The organism is Azospirillum palustre, assembly GCF_002573965.1.
GTDB classification, from domain to species: domain Bacteria; phylum Pseudomonadota; class Alphaproteobacteria; order Azospirillales; family Azospirillaceae; genus Azospirillum; species Azospirillum palustre.
The window spans coordinates 369,790-393,105 of record NZ_PDKW01000039.1; the positions used below are offsets into that span (position 1 = coordinate 369,790).

Below are 23,316 nucleotides of genomic sequence, written 5' to 3' on the forward strand. Positions count from 1 at the left end.
TCAGCGCTCCTGTTTCGGCAGGAAGGCGACGCCCAGCGCCAGGAAGACCGGGATGAAGGCGGCGGTTGCCAGGATGAAGGGGAGAAGCTCGGGCAGGGCGAGCCCCTTGGTGAAGGCGCCGACCGACAGTTTCAGGAAATGGGTGGTCGGGAACAGCGTGCCGAACAGCCACGCCCCGCCTTCCAGCGTCGCCACCGGTTGCAGCATGCCGGAGAACTGGGTGGCCGGCAGCATGGTGACGATGGCGGTGCCGAACACCGCCGCCGTCTGGGTCGCGGTGAAGACCGAGATCAACAGCCCCAAGGCCGTGGTCGCCACCACATAGACCAGCCCGCCGAGCAGCAGCCCGATCAGGCTGCCCTTCACCGGCACGCCGAACAGGGTGACGGCCATCGCCACCATCAGCAGCAGGTTGAAGGCGGCGAGCCCGATATAGGGCAGCTGCTTGCCCAGCAGGAATTCCAGCCGCGTCACCGGGGTGACGTAGAGGTTGGTGATCGAGCCGAGTTCCTTCTCCCGCACCACGCCAAGGGCGGCGAGGATGGCGGGGATGAAGACCAGCAGCAGGCCGATGGTGGCGGGGACCATGGCGTCGAGGCTGCGGAAGCCCTGGTTGTACCGGTAACGCATCTCAAGAGTGGCGGCCGGGGCGGGCAGGGCGATGCCGGACGCGGTGGCGGCGTCCTGGATGAAGCGCTGGTGCAGGCCGGCGACGTAGCCCTGGATGGTCTCCGCCCGGAAGGGCATGGCGCCGTCGATGCGCACCGCCACCTCGGGGATGCGACCGCGGCGGAGGTCGCGGCCGAAGCCTTCGGGGATCTCGATGGTCAGCGACGCCTCGCCGCGTTGAAGGCGGAGCGCCAAGTCGCGGGCGTCGATGGCCGGCGGGGTGGCGCGGAAGCTGCGGGAGCCGTCGAACTGCTCGATGTAGGCGCGGCTTTCGGGGGAGCGGTCGTGGTCGAGGACGGCGAAGGTCAGGTTCTCGACATCCATGGTGATGCCGAAGCCGAAGACCAGCATCAGCAGCACCGTGCCGAGCAGGGCGACGGTCAGGCGGACGGGGTCGCGGCGCAGTTCGAGGGTTTCCCGCCATGCGTAGGCGAGCAGGCGGCGGCGGGAGAGGGGGGTGTGGGAGGATCCCCTCTCCCCGGGGGGGAGAGGGGGAATAGGGTGGGCGAGAGGAGGATCCCCCTCCGCCTGCTCCATGAACCCGATGAAGGCATCGTCCAGGCTGTCGGCCTGTTGTTGCCGGCGCAGCTCGTCGGGGGGGCCGGCGGCGATGACGCGGCCGGCGTTCATGAAGGCCACACGGTCGCAGCGTGCCGCCTCGTTCATGAAGTGGGTGGAGACGAAGATCGTCACCCCCTGCTCGCGCGACAGAGCGATCAGGTCGCGCCAGAACTGGTCGCGCGCCACCGGATCGACGCCGGAGGTCGGCTCGTCGAGGATCAGCAGCTCCGGCCCGTGCAGGATGGCGACGGCCAGCGACAGCCGCTGGCGCACGCCCAAGGGCAGCCGGTCGGCCACCGCGTCGATGTAGGGGAACAGGCCGAACCGTTCGACCAGCGCCGCCAGCCGGGTGTCGGCGTCGGTCAGGTCGAACAGGCGGGCGTGCAGGTCGAGGTTCTGGCGCACCGTCAGCTCGCCATAGAGCGAGAAGGCCTGCGCCATGTAGCCGACGCGGCGGCGGCTCTCCAGATCGGTGGCGTCCACCGGCCGGCCGAACAGCCGTGCCTCCCCGGCGCTGGCGGGCAAGAGGCCGGTCAGCATCTTCATCGTGGTGGTCTTGCCGCAGCCGTTGGAACCGAGGAAGCCGAAGATCTCGCCGCGGCCGATGCGGAAGCTGATGTCCGACACCGCGGTGAAATCGCCGAAGCGGCGGGTCAGGCCGATGGCCTCGATGGCGGGGTCGGCGCCGGCCGGCTCGGGCGGGCGGGGCGGGACGGTCAGGCGCTGGTGGCCGCGTTTGGCGTCCTCCGGCAGCAGGGCGACGAAGGCCTCCTCCAGATCGGCGGCGCCGGTGCGCGCCTTCAGCGCGGCGGCGGTGTCATGGGCGAGCAGGCGGCCGGCATTCATCATGACGACTTGGTCGAAGCGCTCCGCCTCGTCCATGTAGGAGGTGGCGACCAGCACGGTCATGCCGGGGCGGCCGGCGCGGATACGGGCGATCAGGTCCCAGAACTGCCGGCGGGACAGCGGATCGACGCCGGTCGTCGGCTCGTCGAGGATCAGCAGGTCGGGGTCGTGCAGCAGGGCGCAGCAGAGGCCGAGCTTCTGCTTCATGCCGCCCGACAGCTTGCCGGCCGGGCGGTCGGGGAAGGGGGCGAGGCCGGTGGACTCCAGCAGGTCGGCGATGCGGCGGCGGCGCTCGGCGGCGTCGAGGCCGAAGAGACGGCCGAAGAACTGGAGATTCTCGGCGACGCTGAGGTCGGCGTAGAGGTTGCGGCCGAGCCCCTGCGGCATGTAGGCGATGCGCGGCTGGAGGGCGGCGCGGCCGTGCCGGTCGGCGACATCGGTGCCGAGCACGCGGACGCTGCCCTGCTGGATCTTCTTGGCCGTGGAGATCAGGCCGAGCAGGGTCGATTTGCCGACGCCGTCGGGGCCGATGACGGCGACGCTGGTGCCGGGAGCGATGTCGAGCGAGGCGTCCGCCAGCGCCACCGTCCCGCCATAGCGGTGCCGCACGCCCGACAGCGAGACGGCGGGAGTCATGATGATACCCTCTCCCGCCCCGGGAGAGGGAGGGGACCCGCCGGAGGCGGGGAGGGTGAGGGGTGATCCAAGGAGCCCGAGCCGCATGGCCCCGAAGCGGATGGCCCCGAACTGCATGGCTTCGTGCCCAACCCCTCACCCTTCCCATGGCGATGCCATGGGCCCCTTCCCTCTCCCGGGGCGGGAGAGGGAGCCATCTCGGCGAAGTCACGCTGTGCGTCCCCCTCACCCCGACCCTCTCCCCGGGGGGGAGAGGGGGGCATCAGGGGTGAAGACGCCGCCTCCCGCGTCAGTTTCGATTCCAGCCAGTCGGGCCAGACCGCCTTGTCGTCCAGCTTCACATAGGCCATGCCGGTCAGGCCGGTCTTCACCCGCTCGATGTAGCGGGTCACCAGCGCTTCCGGGACGCGGGCCTTGACGCGGAACATCATGCGGTCGCGTTCGGACTTGGTCTCCACCTGCTTGGGCGTGAACTGGGCGCGCGGGGCGACGAAGGTCACGGTGGCGGGGATCGCGGTGTCGGGAACGGCGTCCAGCAGGATGCGGGCCTCGGCGCCCAAGGCGAGGTTTCCCGCCGTGTCGGTCGGCAGGAAGAAGGTCATGGTGACGTTCGACAGGTCGAGCAGCGTCGCCGCCTTGCCGCCGGCCGCCAGCACCTCGCCGGGTTCGGACAGGCGGTAGAGCACGCGCGACTTGCGCGGCGCCTTCAGCACGCCGTCGGCGACCAGATCGGCCAGCCGGTCGGCATCGCCGGCCGCGGCGGCGATGGCCTCCTCGGCGCTGGCGAGGTGGCTTTTGGCGGCGTCGAGCGCGGCGTCGGCGGTGCGGCGGCTGTTGCGGGCCTGATCGACGCGCTGTTCGGAAACATGGCCCTTGCCGAACAGGATCAGCGCCCGTTCCATCTCCTTGGCGGCGAAGTCGGCCTCGCTGACCCGCTGGGCGACCAGGGCGGCGGCTTCCTCGCGGGCACGGCGGGACTGGCGCAGCTGGGCCTCGGCGGAGCGGAGCTGCGCTTCGAGGTCGCGGGTGTCGAGCGTGGCGATGACGGCGCCGGCCTCCACCAGATCGCCTTCCTCGACCGGGATGGTCAGGACGCGGGCGGCGTATTTGGTGGCGATGTCGATCTCGTTCGCCTCGATCCGCCCATTGCCGGAGGCGAAGCCGGCGGGCAGCCGGTTGCCCTGCATCGCCCGCCAGCCATAGGCGGCCCCGGCGCCGAGGATCGCCAGCAGGGCGACGGCGATGAGAAGTCGCTTTGCGATGGTCATGGCTGGGTTCCTTTTCCGGCGTCTTTGCCAGTGTCGAGCGCACCCATCACGCCGGCCAGGATGCGCTCGCGCGCCGCGTCGTCGGGGGCGGCATCCAGCGTGCGCCGCAGAGACAACAGCGCTTCGGCGTAATGATTGTGCCAGTCGCGGCCGGCGAGGCTGGCGGGGGCGAGGCGGGGATGGCGGTCGGCCGGGGCCAGCGGGCGCGGGGCGGCGAGATCGACGCGGTCGTCCAGCGCCGGCTGGGCGATGCGCTCCGCCGACCAGCCCTTGTCGAGCAGGGCCTGGCGGATGGAGGCGCGCGCGGCATCCTCGCCATGGACCAGGAACAGGCCGTGGCCGACGCCGTGGCGGGCATCCACCCAGTCCAGCAGGGCGGTGCGGTCGGCATGGCCGGAATAGACGTCGATGGAGCGGACCGTCGCCTTCACCGCGATTTCCTCGCCATGGATGCGGACGCGGGGCGTGCCCTCCTGCAACAGGCGGCCCAGCGTGCCGGGGGCCTGATAGCCGACCAGCAGCACGGTGTCCTGCGGGCGCCACAGGCGGTTTTTCAGATGGTGGCGGATGCGGCCGGCATCGCACATGCCGCTGGCCGCCATGACGATGGCGCCGCCGGCGATGCTGTTCAGGCGCTGGCTTTCCGGCACGCCGCGGACATGGTGGAAATTGGCGCGGGTGAAGGGGTCGCCGTCGGTCTCCAGATCGTCGAGATGGCGGCGGAAGACGCCGGTCACCGCGTCGGCGAGCGGCGAGTCGAGGAAGACGTCCACCGCCGGCAGCTGGCCGCTGTCGAACAGGCAGTCGAGGTCGTAGAGCAGCTCCTGCGTCCGCTCCACCGCGAAGACCGGGATCAGCAGGACGCCGCCGGCTGCCAGGGCGGTGGACACCTCGGCGCGCAGAACCGCCTGCCGCCCGGCCTCGTCGAGGTCGGTGCGGTCGCGGTCGCCGTAGGTGGTCTCCAGCACCATCCAGTCCGGCCGCTCCGGCGCCTCGGCATCGGCGTGGAAGCTCTTGCCGCCGGGGCCGAGGTCGCCGGAGAACAGGATGCGGGTGGGGTCGTCGGCGCCGTTTCCAAGGCCATTCGCGACTTCGACCTCGATGGAGGCGGAGCCCAGGATGTGGCCGGCCTGCCAGAAGCGGGCGCGCAGGCCCGGCAGGATCTCGGTCCAGCGGTCGTACTCGACACGGCGCAGCCGGCGCAGGCTGCGGATGGCGTCGTCCTGGGTGTAGATCGCCTGCACCGGCGGACGGCCGCGCTGGCGGTTGCGGCGGTTGAGCCGCTCGACCTCGCCCTCCTGGATGTAGCCGCTGTCGGGCAGCATGTATTCCAGCAGATCGACCGTGCCGCCGGTGGCGTAGATGCGGCCGCGGAAGCCCAGCTTCGTCAGCTTCGGCAGCAGGCCGGAATGGTCGATGTGGGCATGGGTCAGCAGGACGGCGCGGATCGAGGACGGATCGAAGGGGAAGGGGCGGTAGTTCAGCTCCCGGATCGTCTTGGTGCCCTGGAACATGCCGCAATCGATCAGCACGTCGCCTGCGGGCGTGGACAGGCGGAAGCAGGAGCCGGTCACCGTTCCGGCGGCGCCATGGAAGGTCAGCGACAGGGACATTGGTCGGCTCCTTGTTGAGTTCTCCCTCTCCCGCCCCGGGAGAGGGAAGGGGCCCAAGCGAAGCTTGGGAAGGGTGAGGGGGCAGGCACGAAGCCATGCGGTTGGGGCTCCTTGCCCTACCCCTCACCCTCCCCACTTCGTGGGTCCCCTCCCTCTCCCGGGGCGGGAGAGGGCATTTATCGTCACCCCACCACCATCACCCCGCTGTTCTCCGCCGCGAAGGCCTGGGCGAAGGTGAAGTCGGCGTTGGTGCCGGCGTGGATGCGGTAGAGCGGCTCGCCACGGCGCACCGGCTCGCCCACCTTGCGCAGCAGGTCGATGCCGGCTCCCTTGTCGGTCGGCGCGCCAGCCAGCCGGGCGATGCGGGCGAGGCGGTAGCAGTCGAGCGACGACACCATCCCGTCGGCCGGCGAAGCGACCTCCGCCACCAGCGAGCCCAGCGTCGCCACGGCGGGCGGCGGGCCTTGCAGGGCGATGATGCGCTCCATGGCGGCGAGTGCCGCGCCCGACTCCAGAAGCTCGCGCGCCCGGCGGTTGCCGCTGCCGCCGCGCACCGCAGGGTCGAACTCCAGGATGCGGCCGGCCAGCAGCAGGGCGCGCTCCCTCAGGTCGGCGGGACATGCCGGGTCGTTGCGCAGCACCGCCATCACGTCGCGCGCCTCCAGCACCGGGCCGATGCCGCGCCCGACCGGCTGCGAGCCGTCGGTGATCGCCACCTCCAGCGTCAGGCCGAGGCGGTCGCCGACATGCTCGAACAGCTTGCGCAGGCGCACCGCCTCGCTTGCGTTGCGGATCTTGGCGCTGGGGCCGACGGGGATGTCGATCAGCAGATGGGTGGAGCCGGCCGCCACCTTCTTCGACAGGATGGAGGCGACCAGCTGCTCGCGGGTGTCGATGGCGAGCGGCCGTTCGACCGAGATCAGGATGTCGTCGGCCGGCGACAGCCGGACATGGCCGCCCCAGACCAGACAGCCCTTGGCCTCGCGCACCAGGGCCTGCATGCGCTCCATCGGCAGGTCGACATTCGCCAGCACCTCCATGGTGTCGGCGGTGCCGGCGGGCGACGTGATGGCGCGCGACGAGGTCTTGGGGATCGGCAGGCCGTGGGCGGCGACGATGGGCACGACGATCATCGAGGTCCGGTTGCCGGGAATGCCGCCGATGCAGTGCTTGTCGGCAATCGTACCCAACCCCTCCCAATGCAGCCGGGTGCCGGCGGCGATCATGGCGCGGGTCAGGCCCAGCACCTCCGCCGTCGTCATGAAGCTGGCGCAGGCGATCAGGAAGGCGGCGATCTCGATCTTGGAGTAACGCTGCTCGGTGATGTCGCGGATGATCGCGGCCAGCTGGTCGTCGCTCAGGGCGGCACCGCCGACCTTGGCGCGCACCAGCTCGAAACTCTCCGGCGGGGTCGGGGGCACGAGATGGACGGCGGAGCCCGCCGCCAGCCCGAGCTGGCCGAAGGCGGGGTCGGACAGGCCGATCTCGTCGGGGGCGACGATGGCGGGGTCGTCGACGACGTTCAGAACCGCCAGCAGGGAACGGCCGTCGTTCCGCACCTCCACCCGGCCCAACCCGAGGAAATCCTCGACATGGTAGCGGGTGCAGCGGCGGTTGAGGAAGGCGACGTTCTCCCGGACGGTGTCTATCGCCAGATGTCGAAGCGTCAGCATGCGCACAGTCTACGCCCGGTCCGGCGCGTGAGCGTCGCCGAGCCTGCGCGTCAGCCATGCCGGGCCTTACGCGCTGCGGTTGATCCGGATCATTGGCGGGGCGAAGGGGGTATGCTCTGTCACGTGCTTTCCCGCGCGATGAAGGTCAGGCCGAGGTCGAGCCGCCGCTGCGGCGGCTCCTTGCCGTCCATCAGGTCGAGCAGCATGGCAGCGGCGTGGCGGCCGATGGCGTAGCGCGGCGTGGCGACGGTGGTCAGGGTCGGGGTGGTCCAGGCGGACGCCGGCAGGTCGTTGAAGCCGGCGACGGCAAGCTGGTCGGGCACACGGATGCCGCGGCGCTGGCACTGGAACAGGGCGCCCTGGGCCAGATCGTCGTTGCAGAAGAAGACGGCGTCGCAGTCGGTGTTCTCCGCCATCAGCCGGTCGATCATCGCCGCCCCCAGATGGATGGAGGACGGATCGGGCAGGCGCCAGACGCGCGCCTCGTCATACAGCCCGGCTTCCTCCAGCGCGTGGCGGTAGCCGTCGAGGCGGGCCAGCGTGCGCGGGTCGAGCTGCACGGCGACGAAGCCGATGCGGCGGTAGCCGCGCTCCAGCAGGTGGGTGGTCATCAGCCGGCCGCCCTCCTCCTGCGAACAGCCGACGCTGAGGCTGTCGGGGTCGTCCAGCAGCTCCATCATGTGGACGGTCGGGCTGGCGAGCGCCGACAGGTAGGTGCGGGCGACCGGGGTGTGGTCGGTGCCGGTCAGCAGGATGCCGTCGGGCTGGAACTGGAGGTAGGTGCGGATCAGCCGCTCCTCCTCCTCCGGCGAATAGTGGGTGACGCCGATCAGGGCGCGGTAGCCGCGCGGCAGCAGCATGTCGTGGATGCCGGCCAGCGTTTCGACGAAGACCATGTTGGTCATCGACGGGATCAGCACCGCCACCGTCATCGACCGCGCCGAAGCCAGCGCGCTGGCGGCCTGATTGGGCACGTAGCCCATCGACTGCGCGGTGTCGAGGATGCGCTGGCGCAGCTCCGGCATCACCAGTTCGGGACGCTTGAAGGCGCGCGACACGGTGATGGCGCTGATGCCCACCCGCTCCGCCACGTCCGCCATCGTCGCGCGGCCGGTGCGCGAGGAGCGCGGCTTGCGCGTCTTGACCGCCGGGGTTGCCGTCCCATCGCCGCCACGGGTCGTCACAGGGCTTCGTCCTTCCGTTTCCGGCCGGCGCGACGGAAGGTCGCGCGGGCTCGCTTGTCAGCGGTGTGTATCATACTCGGCAACGGCCGGTTTCCAGGCACGGGCATCCCATCCGGAGCCGGGATCTGCAACCCGCGGCCCCTCTCCGATCCGTTTGTCCGCAACTCAAACAAAACTCTTTACGGCCGTCAAGGTTAGCGCTAACAGTATCGCCACCTCATCCCGGCGTCATCCGCGATTTCCGGCCGGCAGGCTGGCAGCGTCGTTTTGACCCGGCGATGATAGCGCTAACATTACTGTGTCGGTGCGAGGGCCGCCGCGATCCCGGTTGCGGGGGCGGTGCCGCACCGGTCTTCGGGAACATGAGCCTCATGAACGGTCCTCCCATCGCGCCGTCCCCCGGCCTGAACATTATTCCCCCCGAGCTGTCGGGCGGTGCGCCGCTGATCGTCGTGGTGATGGGCGTCGCCGGCTGCGGCAAGTCCAGCGTCGGCCAGAGCCTTGCCGCGACGCTGGGCGACGAGTTCATCGAGGGCGACGCCCACCATCCGCCCGCCAACATCGAGAAGATGTCGGCCGGCATCCCGCTGACCGACGCCGACCGCGACGGCTGGCTGGCGACGCTGGCCGGCTTCATCGCCGAGGCGCATCGGGCGGAGCGCGGGCTGGTCGTCGCCTGTTCGGCGCTGAAGCGGCGCTACCGCGACCGGCTGCGCGGCGACTGCGAGCGGGTGGTCTTCCTGCACCTGCATGGCGACAAGGCGCTGATTTCATCCCGCATGGGGGCGCGCACCGCCCATTTCATGCCCACCGCCCTGGTCGACAGCCAGTTCGCCGACCTGGAGATGCCGACGGCCGACGAAGTCGTCCTGTCCTACGAGGTGACGCTGCCGGCCGAGGCCATCGTCGCCGATGCCTGTGCCCGCCTGACCGGCGACCGGAAGACCGGCGACCGGAAGACTGGGGAAAAATCTGGGAGGAACGCATGAAGAGCGTTGCGGATCTGCTGGAGCGGATCACCGAATGGATCATGGCGGCGATGCTGGCGGTCATGGTCGGTCTCGTCTTCGGCAACGTCGTGCTGCGCTACATCTTCAACAGCGGCCTCGTCGCGGCGGAAGAGATCGCGCGGCTGATGTTCGTCTGGCTGGTGTTCCTGGGCGCCACCGTGGCGCTGCGCCACCAGCGGCATCTCGGGCTGGAGATCCTGCAGGCCCGCCTGCCCTTCAAGGTGCGGCGCGCCTGCGCGGTGATCGCGCACCTGATGATGCTGTACGCGCTGTATCTGTTCGTGCAGGGCAGCTGGATCCAGCTGCTGATCGGCATGGAGACCTTCTCCACCGTCCTGCGCTTCCCGATGGCCTTCTATGCCGCGGCCGGCTTCTTCCCGGCCATCGCCATGGCGCTGATCGTGCTGGCGAACCTGTGGCGGATCGTCACCGGCCAGCCCGGCGCCCGCATCCCCGGCGACCCCGACACGATGATGGACCATCCGGAGTCGCACGGCCCGGCGGTGGCGCCGCCGGCATCCGGCAGCCATCCCGGCGCCGCCCCCGGCCCGGCCGTCGCCAAGCGCTGAAGCCCAGCCCAGAAGACCCTTTGCGGACGGAGACGCCGCCATGACGCTCACCATTTTCCTGGGCTCGCTGTTCGGCTTCATGCTGCTCGGCATGCCCATCGCCTTCGCGCTGATGCTGACCGGCGTCGCGCTGATGGTCCACCTCGACTTCTTCGACGCCCAGCTGGTCGCCCAGAACATGCTGAGCGGCGCCGACAACTACCCGCTGATGGCGGTGCCTTTCTTCATCCTGGCCGGCGAGCTGATGAATGCGGGCGGCATCTCCCAGCGCATCATCAACCTGGCGGTCAGCCTGGTCGGCCACATCAAGGGCGGCCTGGGCTTCGTGACCATCGGCGCCTCGGTGATGCTGGCCAGCCTGTCGGGCTCGGCCATCGCCGACACCGCGGCGCTCGCCACGCTGCTGATCCCGATGATGCGCGACCACGGCTATCCGGTGCCGCGCTCCGCCGGCCTGATCGCGTCGGGCGGCATCATCGCCCCGATCATCCCGCCCAGCATGCCCTTCATCATCTTCGGCGTGACCACCAACACCTCGATCAGCTCGCTGTTCATGGCCGGCATCGTGCCCGGCCTGCTGATGGGGCTGGGGCTGATCGGCGCCTGGATGTTCGTCGTCCGCGACATGACGGTGAAGCTGCAGCCGAAGGCCAGCGGGCGGGAGCGGCTGAAGGCGCTGGGCGACGGCGTCTGGGCGCTCGCCCTGCCGGTCATCATCATCGGGGGCTTGCGCGGCGGCATCTTCACGCCGACCGAGGCCGCGGTGGTCGCCGCCGTCTATTCGCTGTTCGTGGCGCTGTTCGTCTACCGGCAGGTGACGCTGCCGCAGCTGGTGCCGCTGCTGGTCCAGGCGGCGCGCACCACCAGCACCGTCATGTTCCTGTGCGCCGCCGCCCTGGTGTCGTCCTACATGGTGACGCTGGCCGACCTGCCGCAGCAGATGACGGAGCTGCTGGCCCCGCTGATGGGCCATCCCAAGATGCTGATGCTGGCCATCGCCGTCCTGCTGCTGGCCGTCGGCACGGTGATGGACCTGACCCCGACCATCCTGGTGCTGGGTCCGGTGCTGACCCCGCTGGCGATCAAGGCCGGCATCGACCCGACCTATTTCGGCGTGATGTTCGTCCTGATCGGCACGCTGGGGCTGATCCATCCGCCGGTCTGCACGGTGCTGAACGTGGTGTGCGGCGTCGCCCGCATCTCGCTGGAAAGCGCCACCAAGGGCATCTGGCCCTTCCTGCTGACCTACATCGTGCTGGTGGGCCTGCTGATCGCCGTGCCGGAGATCGTCACCGCGCCGCTGCACATGTTCCACTGACGCCTGCCCCAAATCCAAAAGCCCAAGTCCAAAAGCCCAAAACCAACCAAACACCAGACGCCAATCACCAGATGGCAAGGGAGATCGACCCCATGTTCCGCAAACTGCTGCTCGCCACCGGCATCGCCGCCGCCCTGCTCGCCCCGGTCGCCGCTTCGGCGCAGGACGTGAAGACCCGCATCATCCGCTTCGGCTACGGCCTGTCGGAAAGCAGCAACCAGGGCCGCGCGGTGAAGTATTTCGCCGAGGAGCTGTCCAAGCGCAGCGGTGGCAAGCTCAAGCTGAAGGGCTTCGGCGACGCCAGCCTGGGCAGCGACATCCAGATGCAGAACGCCCTGATCGGCGGCGCGCAGGAGATGATGGTCGGCTCCACCGCCACCCTCGTCGGCATCGTCAAGGATTTCGGCGTCTATGACCTGCCCTTCCTGTTCAACAACGAGAAGGAGGCCGACGCCGTCCTCGACGGCCCGTTCGGCGAGAAGCTGCTGAAGTCGCTGAACGACAAGGGGCTGGTCGGGCTCGTTTATTGGGAGAACGGCTTCCGCAACCTGACCAACAGCAAGCGGCCGATCACCAAGCTGGAGGACATGGGCGGCATCAAGCTGCGCGTGATGCAGAACCCGGTCTACATCGACATGTTCAACCGCTTCGGCGCCAACGCGGTGCCGCTGGCCTTCTCCGAGCTGTTCACCGCGATGGAGACCGGCACGGTCGACGGCCAGGAGAACCCGGTCACCACCATCCAGTCGTCCAAGTTCTATGAGGTGCAGAAGTACCTGACGATCTCGCGCCACGTCTACAGCCCGTGGATCATGCTGGCCAGCAAGCGCTGGTACGACGGCCTGTCGGCCGACGAGAAGAAGATCCTGAACGAGGCCGCCGTCGCCTCGCGCGATTTCGAGCGCAAGGACAGCCGCGAGGCCTCGGCCCAGAGCATCGCCTACCTGAAGGAAAAGGGCATGCAGATCAACGAGCTGAGCCCGGCCGAGCTGGAGCGCATGCGCGAGATGGTCAAGCCGGCCTTCGACAAGTACGCCGCCGACGGCGGTGCCGAGGTGCTGAAGGACCTGCAGGGCGCCATCGCCGCCTCGCGCAAGTAAGCGCGGCGACGCCGGTTGCGGGAAGGATGGGGGCGGACCGGATCGACCGGTCCGCCCCTTTTGTTATGCGGGTACAGAGTTCGGGTTGCAGCGATTGGAACGATTCTCAGATTGGTCCTTACGGACGGTTTGCCGATGCCGGTTCGAGTTCTTCATGGTTTTTGAGAACAACTCTCAGCAACTGTGGGCTGGACGGATGGATTGCTGAATAATTTACTCGAATTTAACAGAACTGCGAGACAGTTGCTCCGGGGTGTCCGTGCCCTTGTCCGGGTGTGTCGTGGGGACTGTCGATGTTCAAGAAGCTGCCTTTGGTGACCAAGCTGGTTCTGGCGATCGGACTGGTCATGACGATCGGGCTTGGGGCCGGGTCGGTCGTGATCTCCGTCAAGAGCGGGGCGGACACCGACGCGCTGTCCTTCCAGGTGGGTGAGGAGCTGGGCAAGTATCATGCGGCGACGGTCGAGCGCCGGCTGAACGATGCCCTGGACATCAGCCGCGATATGGGTGCGACTCTGCTCAGCCTGAAGCGGAGCGGCGTCACCGACCGCGGTGCGCTGAACGACTGGCTGAAAAGCCTGCTTGAAGCCAACACCGGCCTGATCGGCGTCTGGGTCGGCATGGAGCCGAACGCGCTGGACGGCAAGGACTCGGCCTTCGCCAACAGCCCCGGCACCGATGCCAGCGGCCGCTTCATCCCCTATTGGAACCGCGGCAGCGGCAAGGCCCAGCTGGAATCGCTGGTCGGCTATGACGATCCCGGAGCGGACGGCCTCTATTACCAGCAGGCCAAGCGCACCGGCAAAGAGGTGATCGTCGAACCTTACAGCTATGTCGTCGCCGGCAAGAGCGTGCTGATGGTGTCGCTTGTCGTGCCGATCCTCGACAACGGCAAGTTCATCGGCGTCGCCGGCGTCGACATCGCCACCGACGCCATCTGGAACGAGTTGAAGACGGCCAAGCCGTTCGAGACGGGGTCGGTCTTCCTGATCTCCAACGCCGGCGCCTGGGCGGCCTACAGCAACCCCGACCATCTGGGCAAACCGATCCTGGAGACCAACGCCCGGCTGAAGGACGCGATGTCCGCCGTCCGCGAAGGCCGGCCCTTCGCCCATTTCTCGGTGTCGGCCAGCCTGGGCACCGACGTGAAGCAGCTGTTCCGGCCGGTCGTCATCGGCAACACCGGCACGCCCTGGTCGATCCTGGTCAACCTGCCGCTCAACAAGGTCGAGGTGCCGAAGCAGGAGCTGCGGACCTTCATCGCGGTGGGGGCGGTGCTGCTGACCGCCGCGCTTCTGGTTGCGCTGTGGCTGACCAGCCGGGTCGTGGTCGGCCAGCCGCTGCGCCGGATCATCGCCACCATCCAGGCGCTGACCGCCGGCCGGCGTGACGTGGAGGTCGCCGACCGCGACCGCGCCGACGAGATCGGCGCCATCAACACGGCGTTGCAGCTGTTCAAGGAGAATGCCGGCCGCGTCGCCGAGATGGAGGAGCAGCGCCGCCTGGACGAGCAGCGCGCCGCCGAGCAGCGCAAGCAGGATCTGGCCGGGCTGGCCCAGCGCTTCGAGGGGTCGGTCGGCGACGTGGTCGCCAGCGTCGCCCGGCAGGCCGAGATGATCCGCACCGATTCCGAAGGGCTGTCGGCCATCGCCGAGCAGACCAACGCCCAGGCTTCCGCCGTCGCCAGCGCCGCCGACGTCGCCAGCGGCAACGTGCAGACGGTGGCCGCCGCGGCAGAGGAGCTGGCGCACTCCATCGAGGAGATCAACCAGCGCATCGCCGCCTCGTCGCGCATGGCGAACGACGCGGTGGGCGAGGTCGAGAAGACCAACGGCACGGTGGCCGGTCTGGCCCAAGCCGCGCAGAAGATCGGCGACGTGGTGAACCTGATCCAGTCCATCGCCGGCCAGACCAACCTGCTGGCGTTGAACGCCACCATCGAGGCGGCGCGGGCGGGCGAGGCCGGCAAGGGCTTCGCCGTCGTGGCGCAGGAGGTCAAGAACCTCGCCAGCCAGACCGCCAAGGCGACGGAGGAGATCGCAGCACAGATCGCCGAGATCCAGTCGGTCAGCGGCAGCGCCGTCGGCGCCATCCAGGCCATCGGCCGCACCATCCTGGGCATCAGCGAGACGGTCACCGCCGTCGCCGCCGCCGCCGAGGAGCAGGGGGCGGCGACGCGCGAGATCAGCCGCAATGTCCAGCAGGCCGCCAGCGGCACCCGCGAGGTGTCGACCAACATCGAGGGCGTGACCCGCGCCGCCAGCGAAACCGGCAGCATGGCCTCACAGGCCCGTGCTGCGGCCGACACGCTGTCGCACCAGTCGGCGCAGCTGCGCGGCGAGGTCCAGCGCTTCGTGGCGACGATCCGCGAGGCGTGACGAGGCTGGGGGGGCCGCCGGCCGGCGGCTCCCTCCTTTTCAGCAGTCGAAGAAGACGGTTTCCCCGTCGCCCTGGATGCGGATGTCGAAGCGGTAGGCCACGCCGCCGGGCGTCTCAGTGCGCGTCGCGATCAGGGTGTCGCGGCGGTCGGCCGGGACGCTCGCCAGCACCGGGTCGGCCGCATTCGCCGCGGCCTCGTCGGAGAAATGCAGGCGGGTGAAGGCATGACTCAGCATGCCGCGGGCGAACACCGTCACCGCGATGTGCGGGGCGTGGCCCTCGTCGCAGGCGCCGGGCTTCACCGTGTCGAAGACGTAATGGCCGGCGTCGTCGGTGCCGCAGCGGCCGAAGCCGGCCGCGCCGGGGAGGTGTCTGCCATCGGCGCCGGCCTGCCAGATCTCCACCACGCAGTCGCGGATCGGCGCACCCTGGCCGTCATAGACCACGCCTTCGATGCGGATGTGCTCGCCGGCCATGTCGGGGGTGGCCAGCCGGTTGGTCGCCAGCGGGCGGCGGCCGTAGAGTTCCGGCGTCCAGGCATAGGCGAAATAGGGGCCGACGGTCTGGGAGGGGGTCTGTTTCAGGGTCTGGCTCATGGCGGTCAGTCCTCCATCGGCGTGGCGTGGCGTCCGCGCAGGACGATGTCGAACTCGTAGCCGAGCGCCCACACCGGCTCGGTCACGTCGATGGAGAAGCGCGAGACCAGCAGCTCGCGCGCACCCTCCGGCACCCCGTTGTAGATGGGGTCGAGCGGCAGCAGCGGGTCGCCCGGGAAATACATCTGGGTGACCAGACGGGTCAGGAAGGACGGCCCGAACAGCGAGAAATGGATGTGCGCCGGCCGCCACGCATTGTGGTGGTTGCCCCAGGGATAGGCGCCGGGCTTGATCGTGGTGAAGCGGTAGCGCCCCTCCGCGTCGGTGAGGCAGCGGCCGGCCCCGAAAAAGTTGGGGTCGAGCGGCGCGTCGTGCTGGTCCCAGCGGTGGACATAGCGGCCGCAGGCGTTGGCCTGCCAGATCTCCAGCAGCGTGTGGGGGACCGGCCGGCCGCTCTCGTCCAGCACGCGGCCGGTGACGATCATGCGCTCGCCGATCGGCTCGCCGTTGACGCGGCCGTTCTTCGTCAGGTCGTGGTCGAGCGGATCGAGGTTGTCATGGCCGAACACCGGGCCGGTGCGCACCGACAGCCCCTGCTTCATCGGGATCAGCGGCTTGGACGGCGAGCGCAGAACCGTCGATTTGTAGAGCGGCGACAGGTAGGGCGGGTGTTGCGCCCAGTCGCGGGGGCTGAAATCGCCTTCAGCCTCATGAACGGCAGTGTCCATCGCGGGTGTCCCTCCTTGGGAGCGGTCAGCTTTGCCGACCTTGTGTGTTCTTATGCTCGGCGAGTACGCGGTCGATGAAATGGGAGGCGGAGCCGGTGTAGCGCAGCGGGTCGAACAGCCGGTCGAGGCCGTCCGCGCCCAGCGCCTGCACCACCTCGCCATCTTCGGCCAGCACGTCGCGCAGCGGGCGGGCGTCGGCGGCGGCGCGGCGGCTGGCCTCGGCCACGCGGGAATGGGCGGCCATGCGGCCCATGCGGTCGCCCAGCGCCATGGTGACGGCTTCGGCCAGGATCAGGCCGCGGGTCAGGTCGAGGTTGGCGCGCATGCGCTCCGCATCGATTGTCAGGCCGGCGATGGTCTCGCGGGCATGGCGGGCGGCGCCGGCGACGAGGCGGCAGAGGTCGGGCAGGGCCTGCCACTCGGCATGCCAGCCGCCGAGACCGCGCTCATGCTCCTGCACCTGGGCCGCCAGCAGCCCGCCGACCAGGGCCGGGGCGCGGATGGCGGTGGAGAGCAGGACGGCGCAGGACACCGGGTTGCGCTTGTGCGGCATGGTGGAGGAGCCGCCGCGGCCGGGGGCGCTGGGCTCGAAGGCTTCGGCGACCTCCATCTGCATCATCAGCGAGATGTCGCGGCCGAGCGTGCCGAGCGTGCCGGCGAGGATGCCGAGCGCCGAAGCCAGTTCGGCGATGCGGTCGCGGCTGGCGTGCCAGGGCAGGGCGGGCAGGGGGAGGTCCAGTTCCTTCGCCAGCGCCTCCGCCACCGCCGGGCCGGCGTCGCCGAGTGCTGCCAGCGTGCCGGCGGCTCCGCCGAATTGCAGGGCGAGGCGGGTGCGGGCGGCGGCGATGCGCTGGCGGTCGCGGCCGAGCGCGTCGAGCCAGCCGGCGGCCTTCAGGCCGAACGTCGTCGGCAGGGCGTGCTGGAGCCAGGTGCGGGCGACCATCGGCGTGGTGCGGTGGCGCTCGGCGAGATCGGCCAAGCCGTCGGCGAGCGCCGCCAGATCGGCGTCCAGACCGTCGAGGAAGCGGCGCAGTTGCAGCATCAGGCCGCTGTCCATCGCGTCCTGGCTGGTGGCGCCCCAATGGACGTAGCGCGACGCCTCCTCGTCGGCGGCCTTCACGGCGGCGGTCAGATGCCTGACCAGGGGAATGGCGGTGTTGCCGGCCAGCGCCGCCTCTGCCCCCAGCGCGGCCAGATCGTAAAGGTCGGCCTTGCACGCCGCCTCGATGGCCGGCACGGCGCGGGAGGGGATGACGCCGACCGCCGCCTCCGCCCGCGCCAGCGCCGCCTCGAACTCCAGCATGCCCTGCAGCCGCGCGGCGGGCGAGAAGGCGTCGGCCGCCGCGTCGCTGGTGAAGAGCGGGTCGAGCAGGGGATCGGCGTGGATGGTCGTCATGCTGCTCACCCCTTCTTCGCGTCTTCCTCGTCCATCTCGGCATAGACGGCGCGGGCGAGCGCAATCGCGTGATTGGCGGCGGGGATGCCGGCATAGATGCCGGCCTGCATCAGGATTTCCTTCACCTCGTCGCGGGTGACGCCGGTGTTGCGGGTGGCGCGGATGTGCAGCTTCAGCTCGCCGTCCTTGCCGAGTGCGGCCAGCATGCCGATGGTCAGCATGCTGCGCGTCCGGATGTCCAGCCCCGGCCGGGTCCAGATCTGGCCCCAGGCGGTCTTGGTGATGAACTCCTGGAAATCGGCGTCGAAGCCGGTGGCGCGCTCCAGCGAGCGGTCGACATGGGCGTCGCCCAGCACCGAACGGCGCACCGCCATGCCGCGGTCGTACAGATCCTTGTCGTCCATCATAGAGTCCTCAGGAAGCCGTCGATCAGGGCGGCAAGCTCCGCCGGCTTCTCGACGCCGGGGATGTGGGCGGCGCCGGGCAGCAGTTCGAACCGCGCGCCGGGGATGCCGGCCGCCAGCTCGCGGGCGGCGTCGGGCGGGGTCGCCACGTCCTCCGCGCCGCAGATCACCAGGGTGGGAGCCGTGATGGCGGCGTTGGCGGTGCGCAGGTCGGCGTCGCGGATCGCCATCGAACAGCCGACATAGCCGTCCTCGGGAATGCGGGCGACCATGGCGGTGTAGCCGCGGATCTGGTCGGGGCGGCTGTCGCGGAAGGCTTGCGTGAACCAGCGCGCCATCACCCCGTCGGCAATCGCCGTCATGCCGCGGGCGCGGATGGCGGCGATGCGGTCGGTCCAGACCGAGGCCGGGCCGATGACGCCGGCGGTGTCGCACAGGATCAGGCCCTGCACCCGGCCCGGCGCCTTGACGGCGAGGCGCTGCGCCATCATGCCGCCGATCGACAGGCCGCAGACATGGGCGCGTCCGATGCCGAGCGCGCCCAGCAGGCCGGCGGCATCGTCGGCCAGCAGATCCATGCTGTAGCCGGCATCTTCCGTAACCGGCGTCACCTGGGTCAGGCCATGGCCGCGCATGTCGTAGCGCAGGATGCGGTAACGCTGCGACAGGTGCGGCACCACGGCGTCCCAGATGTGGAAGCTGGTGCCGATGGAGTTGGCGAACAGCAGCACCGGCGCGTCGGCCGGGCCGGTCAGGTCGTAATGCTGGGTGATGCCGGCGGCTTCGATGAAGGGCATTGGGTCTGCCTTCGCTTGTTGTGGTGCGGGCGCAGGTGGCTCCCGACGCTACACCCGCTCGATCATCACCGCGATCCCCTGGCCGACGCCGATGCACATGGTGCAGAGCGCCGTCCGGCCGCCGGACCGTTCGAGCTGGTGAAGCGCCGTGGTCGCCAGACGGGCGCCGCTCATGCCGAGCGGGTGGCCGAGCGCGATGCCGCCGCCGTTCGGGTTCACATGGCCGGCGTCGTCCGGCAGGCCAAGCTCGCGCAGGACGGCCAGCGCCTGGGCGGCGAAGGCCTCGTTCAGCTCGATCAGGTCGATGCCGCCGATGGTCCGGCCGAGCCGCTCCAGCAGCTTGCGGGTGGCCGGGACCGGGCCGATGCCCATGACGCGCGGCGGCACGCCGGCGGTGGCGCCGCCGAGGATGCGGGCGCGCGGGGTCAGGCCGTAACGCTTCACCGCGGAGTCCGACGCGATCAGCAGGGCGGCGGCGCCGTCGTTGACGCCGGACGCGTTGCCGGCGGTGATGGTGCCGCCGGGGCGGACGATGGGCTTCAGCGCCGACAGCGCCTCGATGGTGGTGGCGCGGGGGTGCTCGTCGGTGGTCACCACCGTCTCGCCCTTGCGGGAGCGGATGGTGACGGGGACGATCTCGCGGGCCAGACTGCCGTCGGCGATGGCGCGGGCGGCGCGCTCCTGGCTGCGCAGGGCGAAGGCGTCCTGGTCGGCGCGGGCGATCTTCCAGTCGTCGGCGACATTCTCCGCCGTCTCCGGCATCGAATCGGTGCCGTAGGCCGCCTTCATCGCCGGGTTGACGAAACGCCAGCCGATGGTGGTGTCGAAGATCTCTGCCTGCCGGGAGAAGGCGCTGTCGGACTTGCCCATGACGAAGGGGGCGCGGCTCATGCTCTCCACCCCGCCGGCGATCATCAGCTCGGCCTCGCCCGCCTTGATCGCGCGGGCGGCGGTGGCGAGCGCGTCGAGGCCGGAGCCGCAGAGCCGGTTCATCGTCGTGCCCGGCACCGCGTCGGGCAATCCCGCCAGCAGCGCCGCCATGCGGGCGACATTGCGATTGTCCTCGCCGGCCTGATTGGCGCAGCCATAGATCACGTCGTCCACCGCGGCCCAGTCGACCGAGGGGTTGCGCTGCATCAGGGCGCGGATCGGCACGGCGCCCAGGTCGTCGGCGCGCACCGACGACAGGGATCCGGCATAGCGGCCGATGGGGGTGCGGATGGCGTCGCAGATATAGGCGTCACGCATGATGTCATCCTTCTCCGCCGACCTGACCATGGGCGGCGGCGGTGCGGGCGTGCAGGTCGCGCAACGCCGCCAGGGTTCCGGCGTCCGGGATCCCGGTGGTCTTCAGGCCGGACGAGATTTTCAGGTCCCAGCCGGTGGCCGCCTTCACCTGCTCCACCGTCACGCCGGGGTGGATGCCGGTCAGGGTCAGCTCCTTGGTCACCGGGTCGGGGGTGAGGATGCCGAGGTCGGTGATGACCGCGGTCGGCCCGGCGCCGGGGATGCCGGCCTTGGCCCGCGCGTCCCCGCCGTCGAGATGGCCCGCCGAGGTGACGAAGGGCAGCTTGGCGACGAAGGCCTTCGGGCTCTGCTTGAGGACGATGAACACCTCCTTGGCTTGGGAGGCGATCTCCGGCGCGCCGCCGGCGCCGGGCAGCCGCACCTTGGGCGCGTCGTAGGAGCCGATGACGGTGGTGTTGATGTTGGCGAAGCGGTCGACCTGGGCGGCGCCGAGGAAGCCGACGTCGATCCGCCCGCCCTGGAGCCAGTAGCGGAAGATCTCCGGCGTGCCGACCACGGTGTCGGCGGTGAGCGCGAGGTCGCCGTCGCCGATCGACAGCGGCAGCACCGTCGGCTTGGCGCCGATGGGTCCCGATTCATAGATCAGCACGACGTCCGGCGCATGGGTCAGCCGGGCGAGGTTGGCGGCGGTCGAGGGCAGGCCGATGCCGACGAAGCAGACGGTGCCGTCCTTCAGCAGGCGGCTGGCCGCCACCGTCATGATCTCGGTCGCGGTGAAGTCTTCGGAACCCATCACGCACCCTCCTTCATGATCTGGGCCATGCTTTCGGCCAGCACCCGGCGGAAGCCGGCGAAATCGTCGGTGTCCAGCACATGGCGCTGCATCCAGGCCCGGAAGCCGTCGCGCGAGCGGGCGATGGGGTCCCAGGCCTTGTAGAAGCGGTTGTCGCGCTCCGAATAGCCTTGCGCGTAGGACGGATAGGCGCCGCCGGGGACGGGACAGACGGCCGACAGCGCCCAGTAGGGCAGCACGCAGGCATTGGGCGGCGCGTCCAGATCGTCGACGATCTCCTCCACCGTGACGATGGAGCGCTTGGCGGCCAGCACGGCTTCCTTCTGGACGCCGAGGATGCCCCACAGCAGCACATTGCCGCGGCGGTCGGCCTTCTGGGCGTGGATCACCGTCACGTCGGGGCGGACCGACGGGATGGCGGCCAGCTTTTCAGCCGTAAAGGGGCACTCGACGAAGCGGATGTTCGGGTTGACCTTCGGCAGGTCGGAGCCGGTGTAGCCGCGCAGCAGGGCGAAGGGCAGGTTGGAAGCGCCGGCGACATAGGCGTTCGCCATGCCGGCGTGGCTATGCTCCTCGATCTCCAGCCGGTGCGGCCAGCCCTGCTCGACCGCATCGCGGAAGCGGTGGAGGGAGCCGACGCCGGGGTTGCCGCCCCAGGAGAAGATCAGCTTCGCGGCACAGCCCATGCCGATCAGCTGGTCGTAGATCAGGTCCGGCGTCATGCGCACCAGCGTCAGGTCGCGCCGGCCCTGCCGGATGATCTCATGCCCGGCGGCATGGGGGATCAGGTGGGTGAATCCTTCCAGGGCGACCGTGTCGCCGTCGTGCACGAGGCTCGCCACCGCCTCGCGCAGGGGCGTGATCTTCGCCATATGACCTCCCGGATGTGCGAAAATCGCACGAACATTCATTGTTACGCACAGAGTGGCGAGCGGTGCGCCGCGGTGTCAAGGGCGAAAAAAGCACTATTGGTGCGATTATCGCCCATATTGCGGCGCAGCATGAGGAATGAATGGTCTATGGAGTGAGTTTATCGATAAAGATCGATATTTATCAGGCTGTTGGCCAGAGGCTCGAAGTTGTGCGATTATAGAACATAATATCAAATATCGCACTTGACGGTTCGGTCCTCCCTCAGTACGGTGGACGGAACAGTCAATGACCGGAATAGCGAATTCCGGCGCCGGCATATGGTCACATGTGGGAGGGACAATGACGAGGACTCTGCGCAAGGCGCTGTTGGGCAACGCGCTGCTGGGTGCGGCGTTCGGTCTGGCGCTGGCGGCCGGTCCGGCCGGTGCCGCCACCATCAAGGTCGGTGTCGTGGCGCCCTTCTCCGGGCCGTTCGGCGTGGTGGGCAAGAGCTTCAAGGAAGCCATCGAGGTCTATCAGGCCGAGCATGGCAAGACCGTCGGCAACGACACGGTGGAGTTCATCTACAGGGACCTCGACCAGGCGAACCCGGCGCAGAGCAAGGCGCTGTCGCAGGAGCTGATCGTCAAGGAGAAGGTGTCCGTCCTCGCCGGCTATTTCTTCACGCCGGATGCGCTGGCCGTCGCCCCGCTGATCGACGAGGCGAACATCCCCTGCGTGATCTTCAACGCCGCGACCTCCGCCATCACGGAGAAGTCGCCGCGCTATGTCCGCACCTCCTTCACGCTGTGGCAGAACACGGTGCCGCTGGCCGAACACATGGCCAAGCAGGGTCTCAAGAAGGCGATCTCGGCGGTCAGCGACTACGGTCCCGGCATCGACGGCGAGGCGGCCTTCAAGTCCACCTTCGAGAAGAACGGCGGCACGGTGGTGGACACCATCCGCATGCCGCTGAAGTCCACCGACTTCGCCCCCTTCATGCAGCGGATCAAGGATTCGGGCGCCGAGGCGGTCTATGCCTTCCTGCCCGCCGGCCCGACGACGCTGGCCTTCGCCAAGGCCTTCAACGACACCGGGCTGAAGGCGGCGGGCATCAAGTTCTTCGGCCCCGGCGACCTGACCCAGGAACCGGACCTGCCGGCGCTGGGCGAGGCGGCGATGGGCATCACCACCAGCTTCAACTACAGCCGGGCGCATGACTCGGCGATGAACAAGGCCTTCGTCGCCAAGCACAAGGAGATGTTCGGCTCCTACGACAGCGTCACCTTCACCTCGGTCGGCGCCTATGACGGCACGCATGTCATCTATCAGATGATCAAGAACGGCGGCGGCAAGATCGACGGCGCCAAGGCCGTTGAGTCGGTGAAGGGCATGAGCTGGGAAAGCCCGCGCGGCCCCCTGACCATCGATCCCGACAGCCGCCACGTCACCCAGACGATCTATCTGCGCACCGTCGAGATGGTCGACGGCAAATTGGAGAATGTCGAGAAGCAGTCGTTCCCGAAGCAGCCGGACTATGGGTACAAGTTGGCGAAGTGAGGGGGAGGTGTCCCTCTCCCGTCCCTGTAGAAGTCCCCTCTCCCCCCGCTCACGCGCAAACCTCGTTTGCGCTGACGCGACAGGCGGACCGAAGGTCCGCCGAAAGCGGGGAGAGG

General features: G+C 69.4%; 19 protein-coding genes. 6 read left to right on the forward strand and 13 right to left on the reverse strand.

The window, feature by feature from the left end; all coding sequences use genetic code 11:
• The 5 genes from rbbA to gntR form a co-directional block, all read right to left on the reverse strand.
• Window positions 1-2,712, reverse strand: a complete 2,712-nt coding sequence (gene rbbA / locus CRT60_RS07830; RefSeq protein WP_143273159.1) for a ribosome-associated ATPase/putative transporter RbbA — start codon at window positions 2,710-2,712, stop codon at window positions 1-3.
• Entirely contained in the window at window positions 2,709-3,980 is a 1,272-nt protein-coding gene (locus CRT60_RS07835) for an HlyD family secretion protein (RefSeq protein WP_244592353.1), read from the reverse strand. The genes rbbA and CRT60_RS07835 overlap by 4 nt, the downstream gene beginning before the upstream one ends.
• Complete coding sequence (locus tag CRT60_RS07840; protein ID WP_098735857.1) at window positions 3,977-5,593, reverse strand: MBL fold metallo-hydrolase; 1,617 nt, start codon at window positions 5,591-5,593, stop codon at window positions 3,977-3,979. The genes CRT60_RS07835 and CRT60_RS07840 overlap by 4 nt, the downstream gene beginning before the upstream one ends.
• Window positions 5,594-5,775: 182 nt before the next feature.
• Window positions 5,776-7,266 carry a thymidine phosphorylase family protein gene (locus CRT60_RS07845; RefSeq protein WP_098735858.1) on the reverse strand — a complete coding sequence of 497 codons (1,491 nt, stop codon included), beginning with the start codon at window positions 7,264-7,266 and terminating at the stop codon, window positions 5,776-5,778.
• A gap of 119 nt (window positions 7,267-7,385) precedes the next feature.
• On the reverse strand, window positions 7,386-8,450 hold the full coding sequence (gene gntR, locus CRT60_RS07850) for an HTH-type transcriptional regulator GntR (protein WP_098735859.1): 1,065 nt from the start codon (window positions 8,448-8,450) through the stop codon (window positions 7,386-7,388).
• A 371-nt stretch (window positions 8,451-8,821) separates the two neighbouring features.
• On the opposite strand from gntR, the gene CRT60_RS07855 reads away from it, so the two are divergent.
• The 5 genes from CRT60_RS07855 (at window position 8,822) to CRT60_RS07875 (ending at window position 14,825) form a co-directional block, all read left to right on the forward strand.
• Window positions 8,822-9,439, forward strand: a complete 618-nt coding sequence (locus CRT60_RS07855) for a gluconokinase (protein ID WP_098735860.1) — start codon at window positions 8,822-8,824, stop codon at window positions 9,437-9,439.
• The gene (locus CRT60_RS07860) at window positions 9,436-10,029 is read left to right on the forward strand and encodes a TRAP transporter small permease (RefSeq protein ID WP_098735861.1); all 594 of its coding nucleotides are present in this window, start codon (window positions 9,436-9,438) and stop codon (window positions 10,027-10,029) included. Before CRT60_RS07855 ends, CRT60_RS07860 begins: the two co-directional genes overlap by 4 nt.
• Before the next feature lie 40 nt (window positions 10,030-10,069).
• Window positions 10,070-11,347, forward strand: a complete 1,278-nt coding sequence (locus CRT60_RS07865; protein WP_098735862.1) for a TRAP transporter large permease — start codon at window positions 10,070-10,072, stop codon at window positions 11,345-11,347.
• A 92-nt stretch (window positions 11,348-11,439) separates the two neighbouring features.
• Window positions 11,440-12,447: a TRAP transporter substrate-binding protein gene (locus tag CRT60_RS07870; protein ID WP_098735863.1), complete on the forward strand. Its 1,008-nt coding sequence runs from the start codon at window positions 11,440-11,442 to the stop codon at window positions 12,445-12,447.
• A gap of 293 nt (window positions 12,448-12,740) precedes the next feature.
• The gene (locus tag CRT60_RS07875; RefSeq protein ID WP_098735864.1) at window positions 12,741-14,825 is read left to right on the forward strand and encodes a methyl-accepting chemotaxis protein; all 2,085 of its coding nucleotides are present in this window, start codon (window positions 12,741-12,743) and stop codon (window positions 14,823-14,825) included.
• A gap of 39 nt (window positions 14,826-14,864) precedes the next feature.
• Here the strand turns inward: CRT60_RS07875 and pcaG are convergent, their stop codons facing one another.
• The 8 genes from pcaG to CRT60_RS07915 are packed head-to-tail and all read right to left on the reverse strand — an operon-like array spanning window position 14,865 to window position 21,660.
• On the reverse strand, window positions 14,865-15,422 hold the full coding sequence (gene pcaG, locus CRT60_RS07880; RefSeq protein ID WP_098735865.1) for a protocatechuate 3,4-dioxygenase subunit alpha: 558 nt from the start codon (window positions 15,420-15,422) through the stop codon (window positions 14,865-14,867).
• A gap of 5 nt (window positions 15,423-15,427) precedes the next feature.
• Window positions 15,428-16,150 (reverse strand): protocatechuate 3,4-dioxygenase subunit beta, encoded by a 723-nt coding sequence (pcaH, locus tag CRT60_RS07885; protein WP_098735866.1) that lies wholly within the window; start codon window positions 16,148-16,150, stop codon window positions 15,428-15,430.
• A gap of 25 nt (window positions 16,151-16,175) precedes the next feature.
• Complete coding sequence (locus CRT60_RS07890; RefSeq protein WP_098736257.1) at window positions 16,176-17,546, reverse strand: 3-carboxy-cis,cis-muconate cycloisomerase; 1,371 nt, start codon at window positions 17,544-17,546, stop codon at window positions 16,176-16,178.
• Between the two features lie 5 nt (window positions 17,547-17,551).
• The gene (gene pcaC, locus CRT60_RS07895; RefSeq protein WP_098735867.1) at window positions 17,552-17,950 is read right to left on the reverse strand and encodes a 4-carboxymuconolactone decarboxylase; all 399 of its coding nucleotides are present in this window, start codon (window positions 17,948-17,950) and stop codon (window positions 17,552-17,554) included.
• The gene (gene pcaD / locus CRT60_RS07900) at window positions 17,950-18,747 is read right to left on the reverse strand and encodes a 3-oxoadipate enol-lactonase (protein WP_098735868.1); all 798 of its coding nucleotides are present in this window, start codon (window positions 18,745-18,747) and stop codon (window positions 17,950-17,952) included. The genes pcaC and pcaD overlap by 1 nt, the downstream gene beginning before the upstream one ends.
• Before the next feature lie 48 nt (window positions 18,748-18,795).
• Window positions 18,796-19,995, reverse strand: coding sequence for a 3-oxoadipyl-CoA thiolase (pcaF, locus tag CRT60_RS07905; protein WP_098735869.1), 1,200 nt, complete (start codon window positions 19,993-19,995; stop codon window positions 18,796-18,798).
• A 4-nt stretch (window positions 19,996-19,999) separates the two neighbouring features.
• Entirely contained in the window at window positions 20,000-20,788 is a 789-nt protein-coding gene (locus CRT60_RS07910; protein WP_098735870.1) for a CoA-transferase subunit beta, read from the reverse strand.
• Window positions 20,788-21,660 carry a CoA transferase subunit A gene (locus CRT60_RS07915; RefSeq protein WP_098735871.1) on the reverse strand — a complete coding sequence of 291 codons (873 nt, stop codon included), beginning with the start codon at window positions 21,658-21,660 and terminating at the stop codon, window positions 20,788-20,790. The genes CRT60_RS07910 and CRT60_RS07915 overlap by 1 nt, the downstream gene beginning before the upstream one ends.
• A 340-nt stretch (window positions 21,661-22,000) precedes the next feature.
• Between CRT60_RS07915 and CRT60_RS07920 the strand changes: the two genes are divergently transcribed.
• The gene (locus tag CRT60_RS07920; RefSeq protein ID WP_098735872.1) at window positions 22,001-23,200 is read left to right on the forward strand and encodes an ABC transporter substrate-binding protein; all 1,200 of its coding nucleotides are present in this window, start codon (window positions 22,001-22,003) and stop codon (window positions 23,198-23,200) included.
• Window positions 23,201-23,316 lie beyond the last annotated feature (116 nt).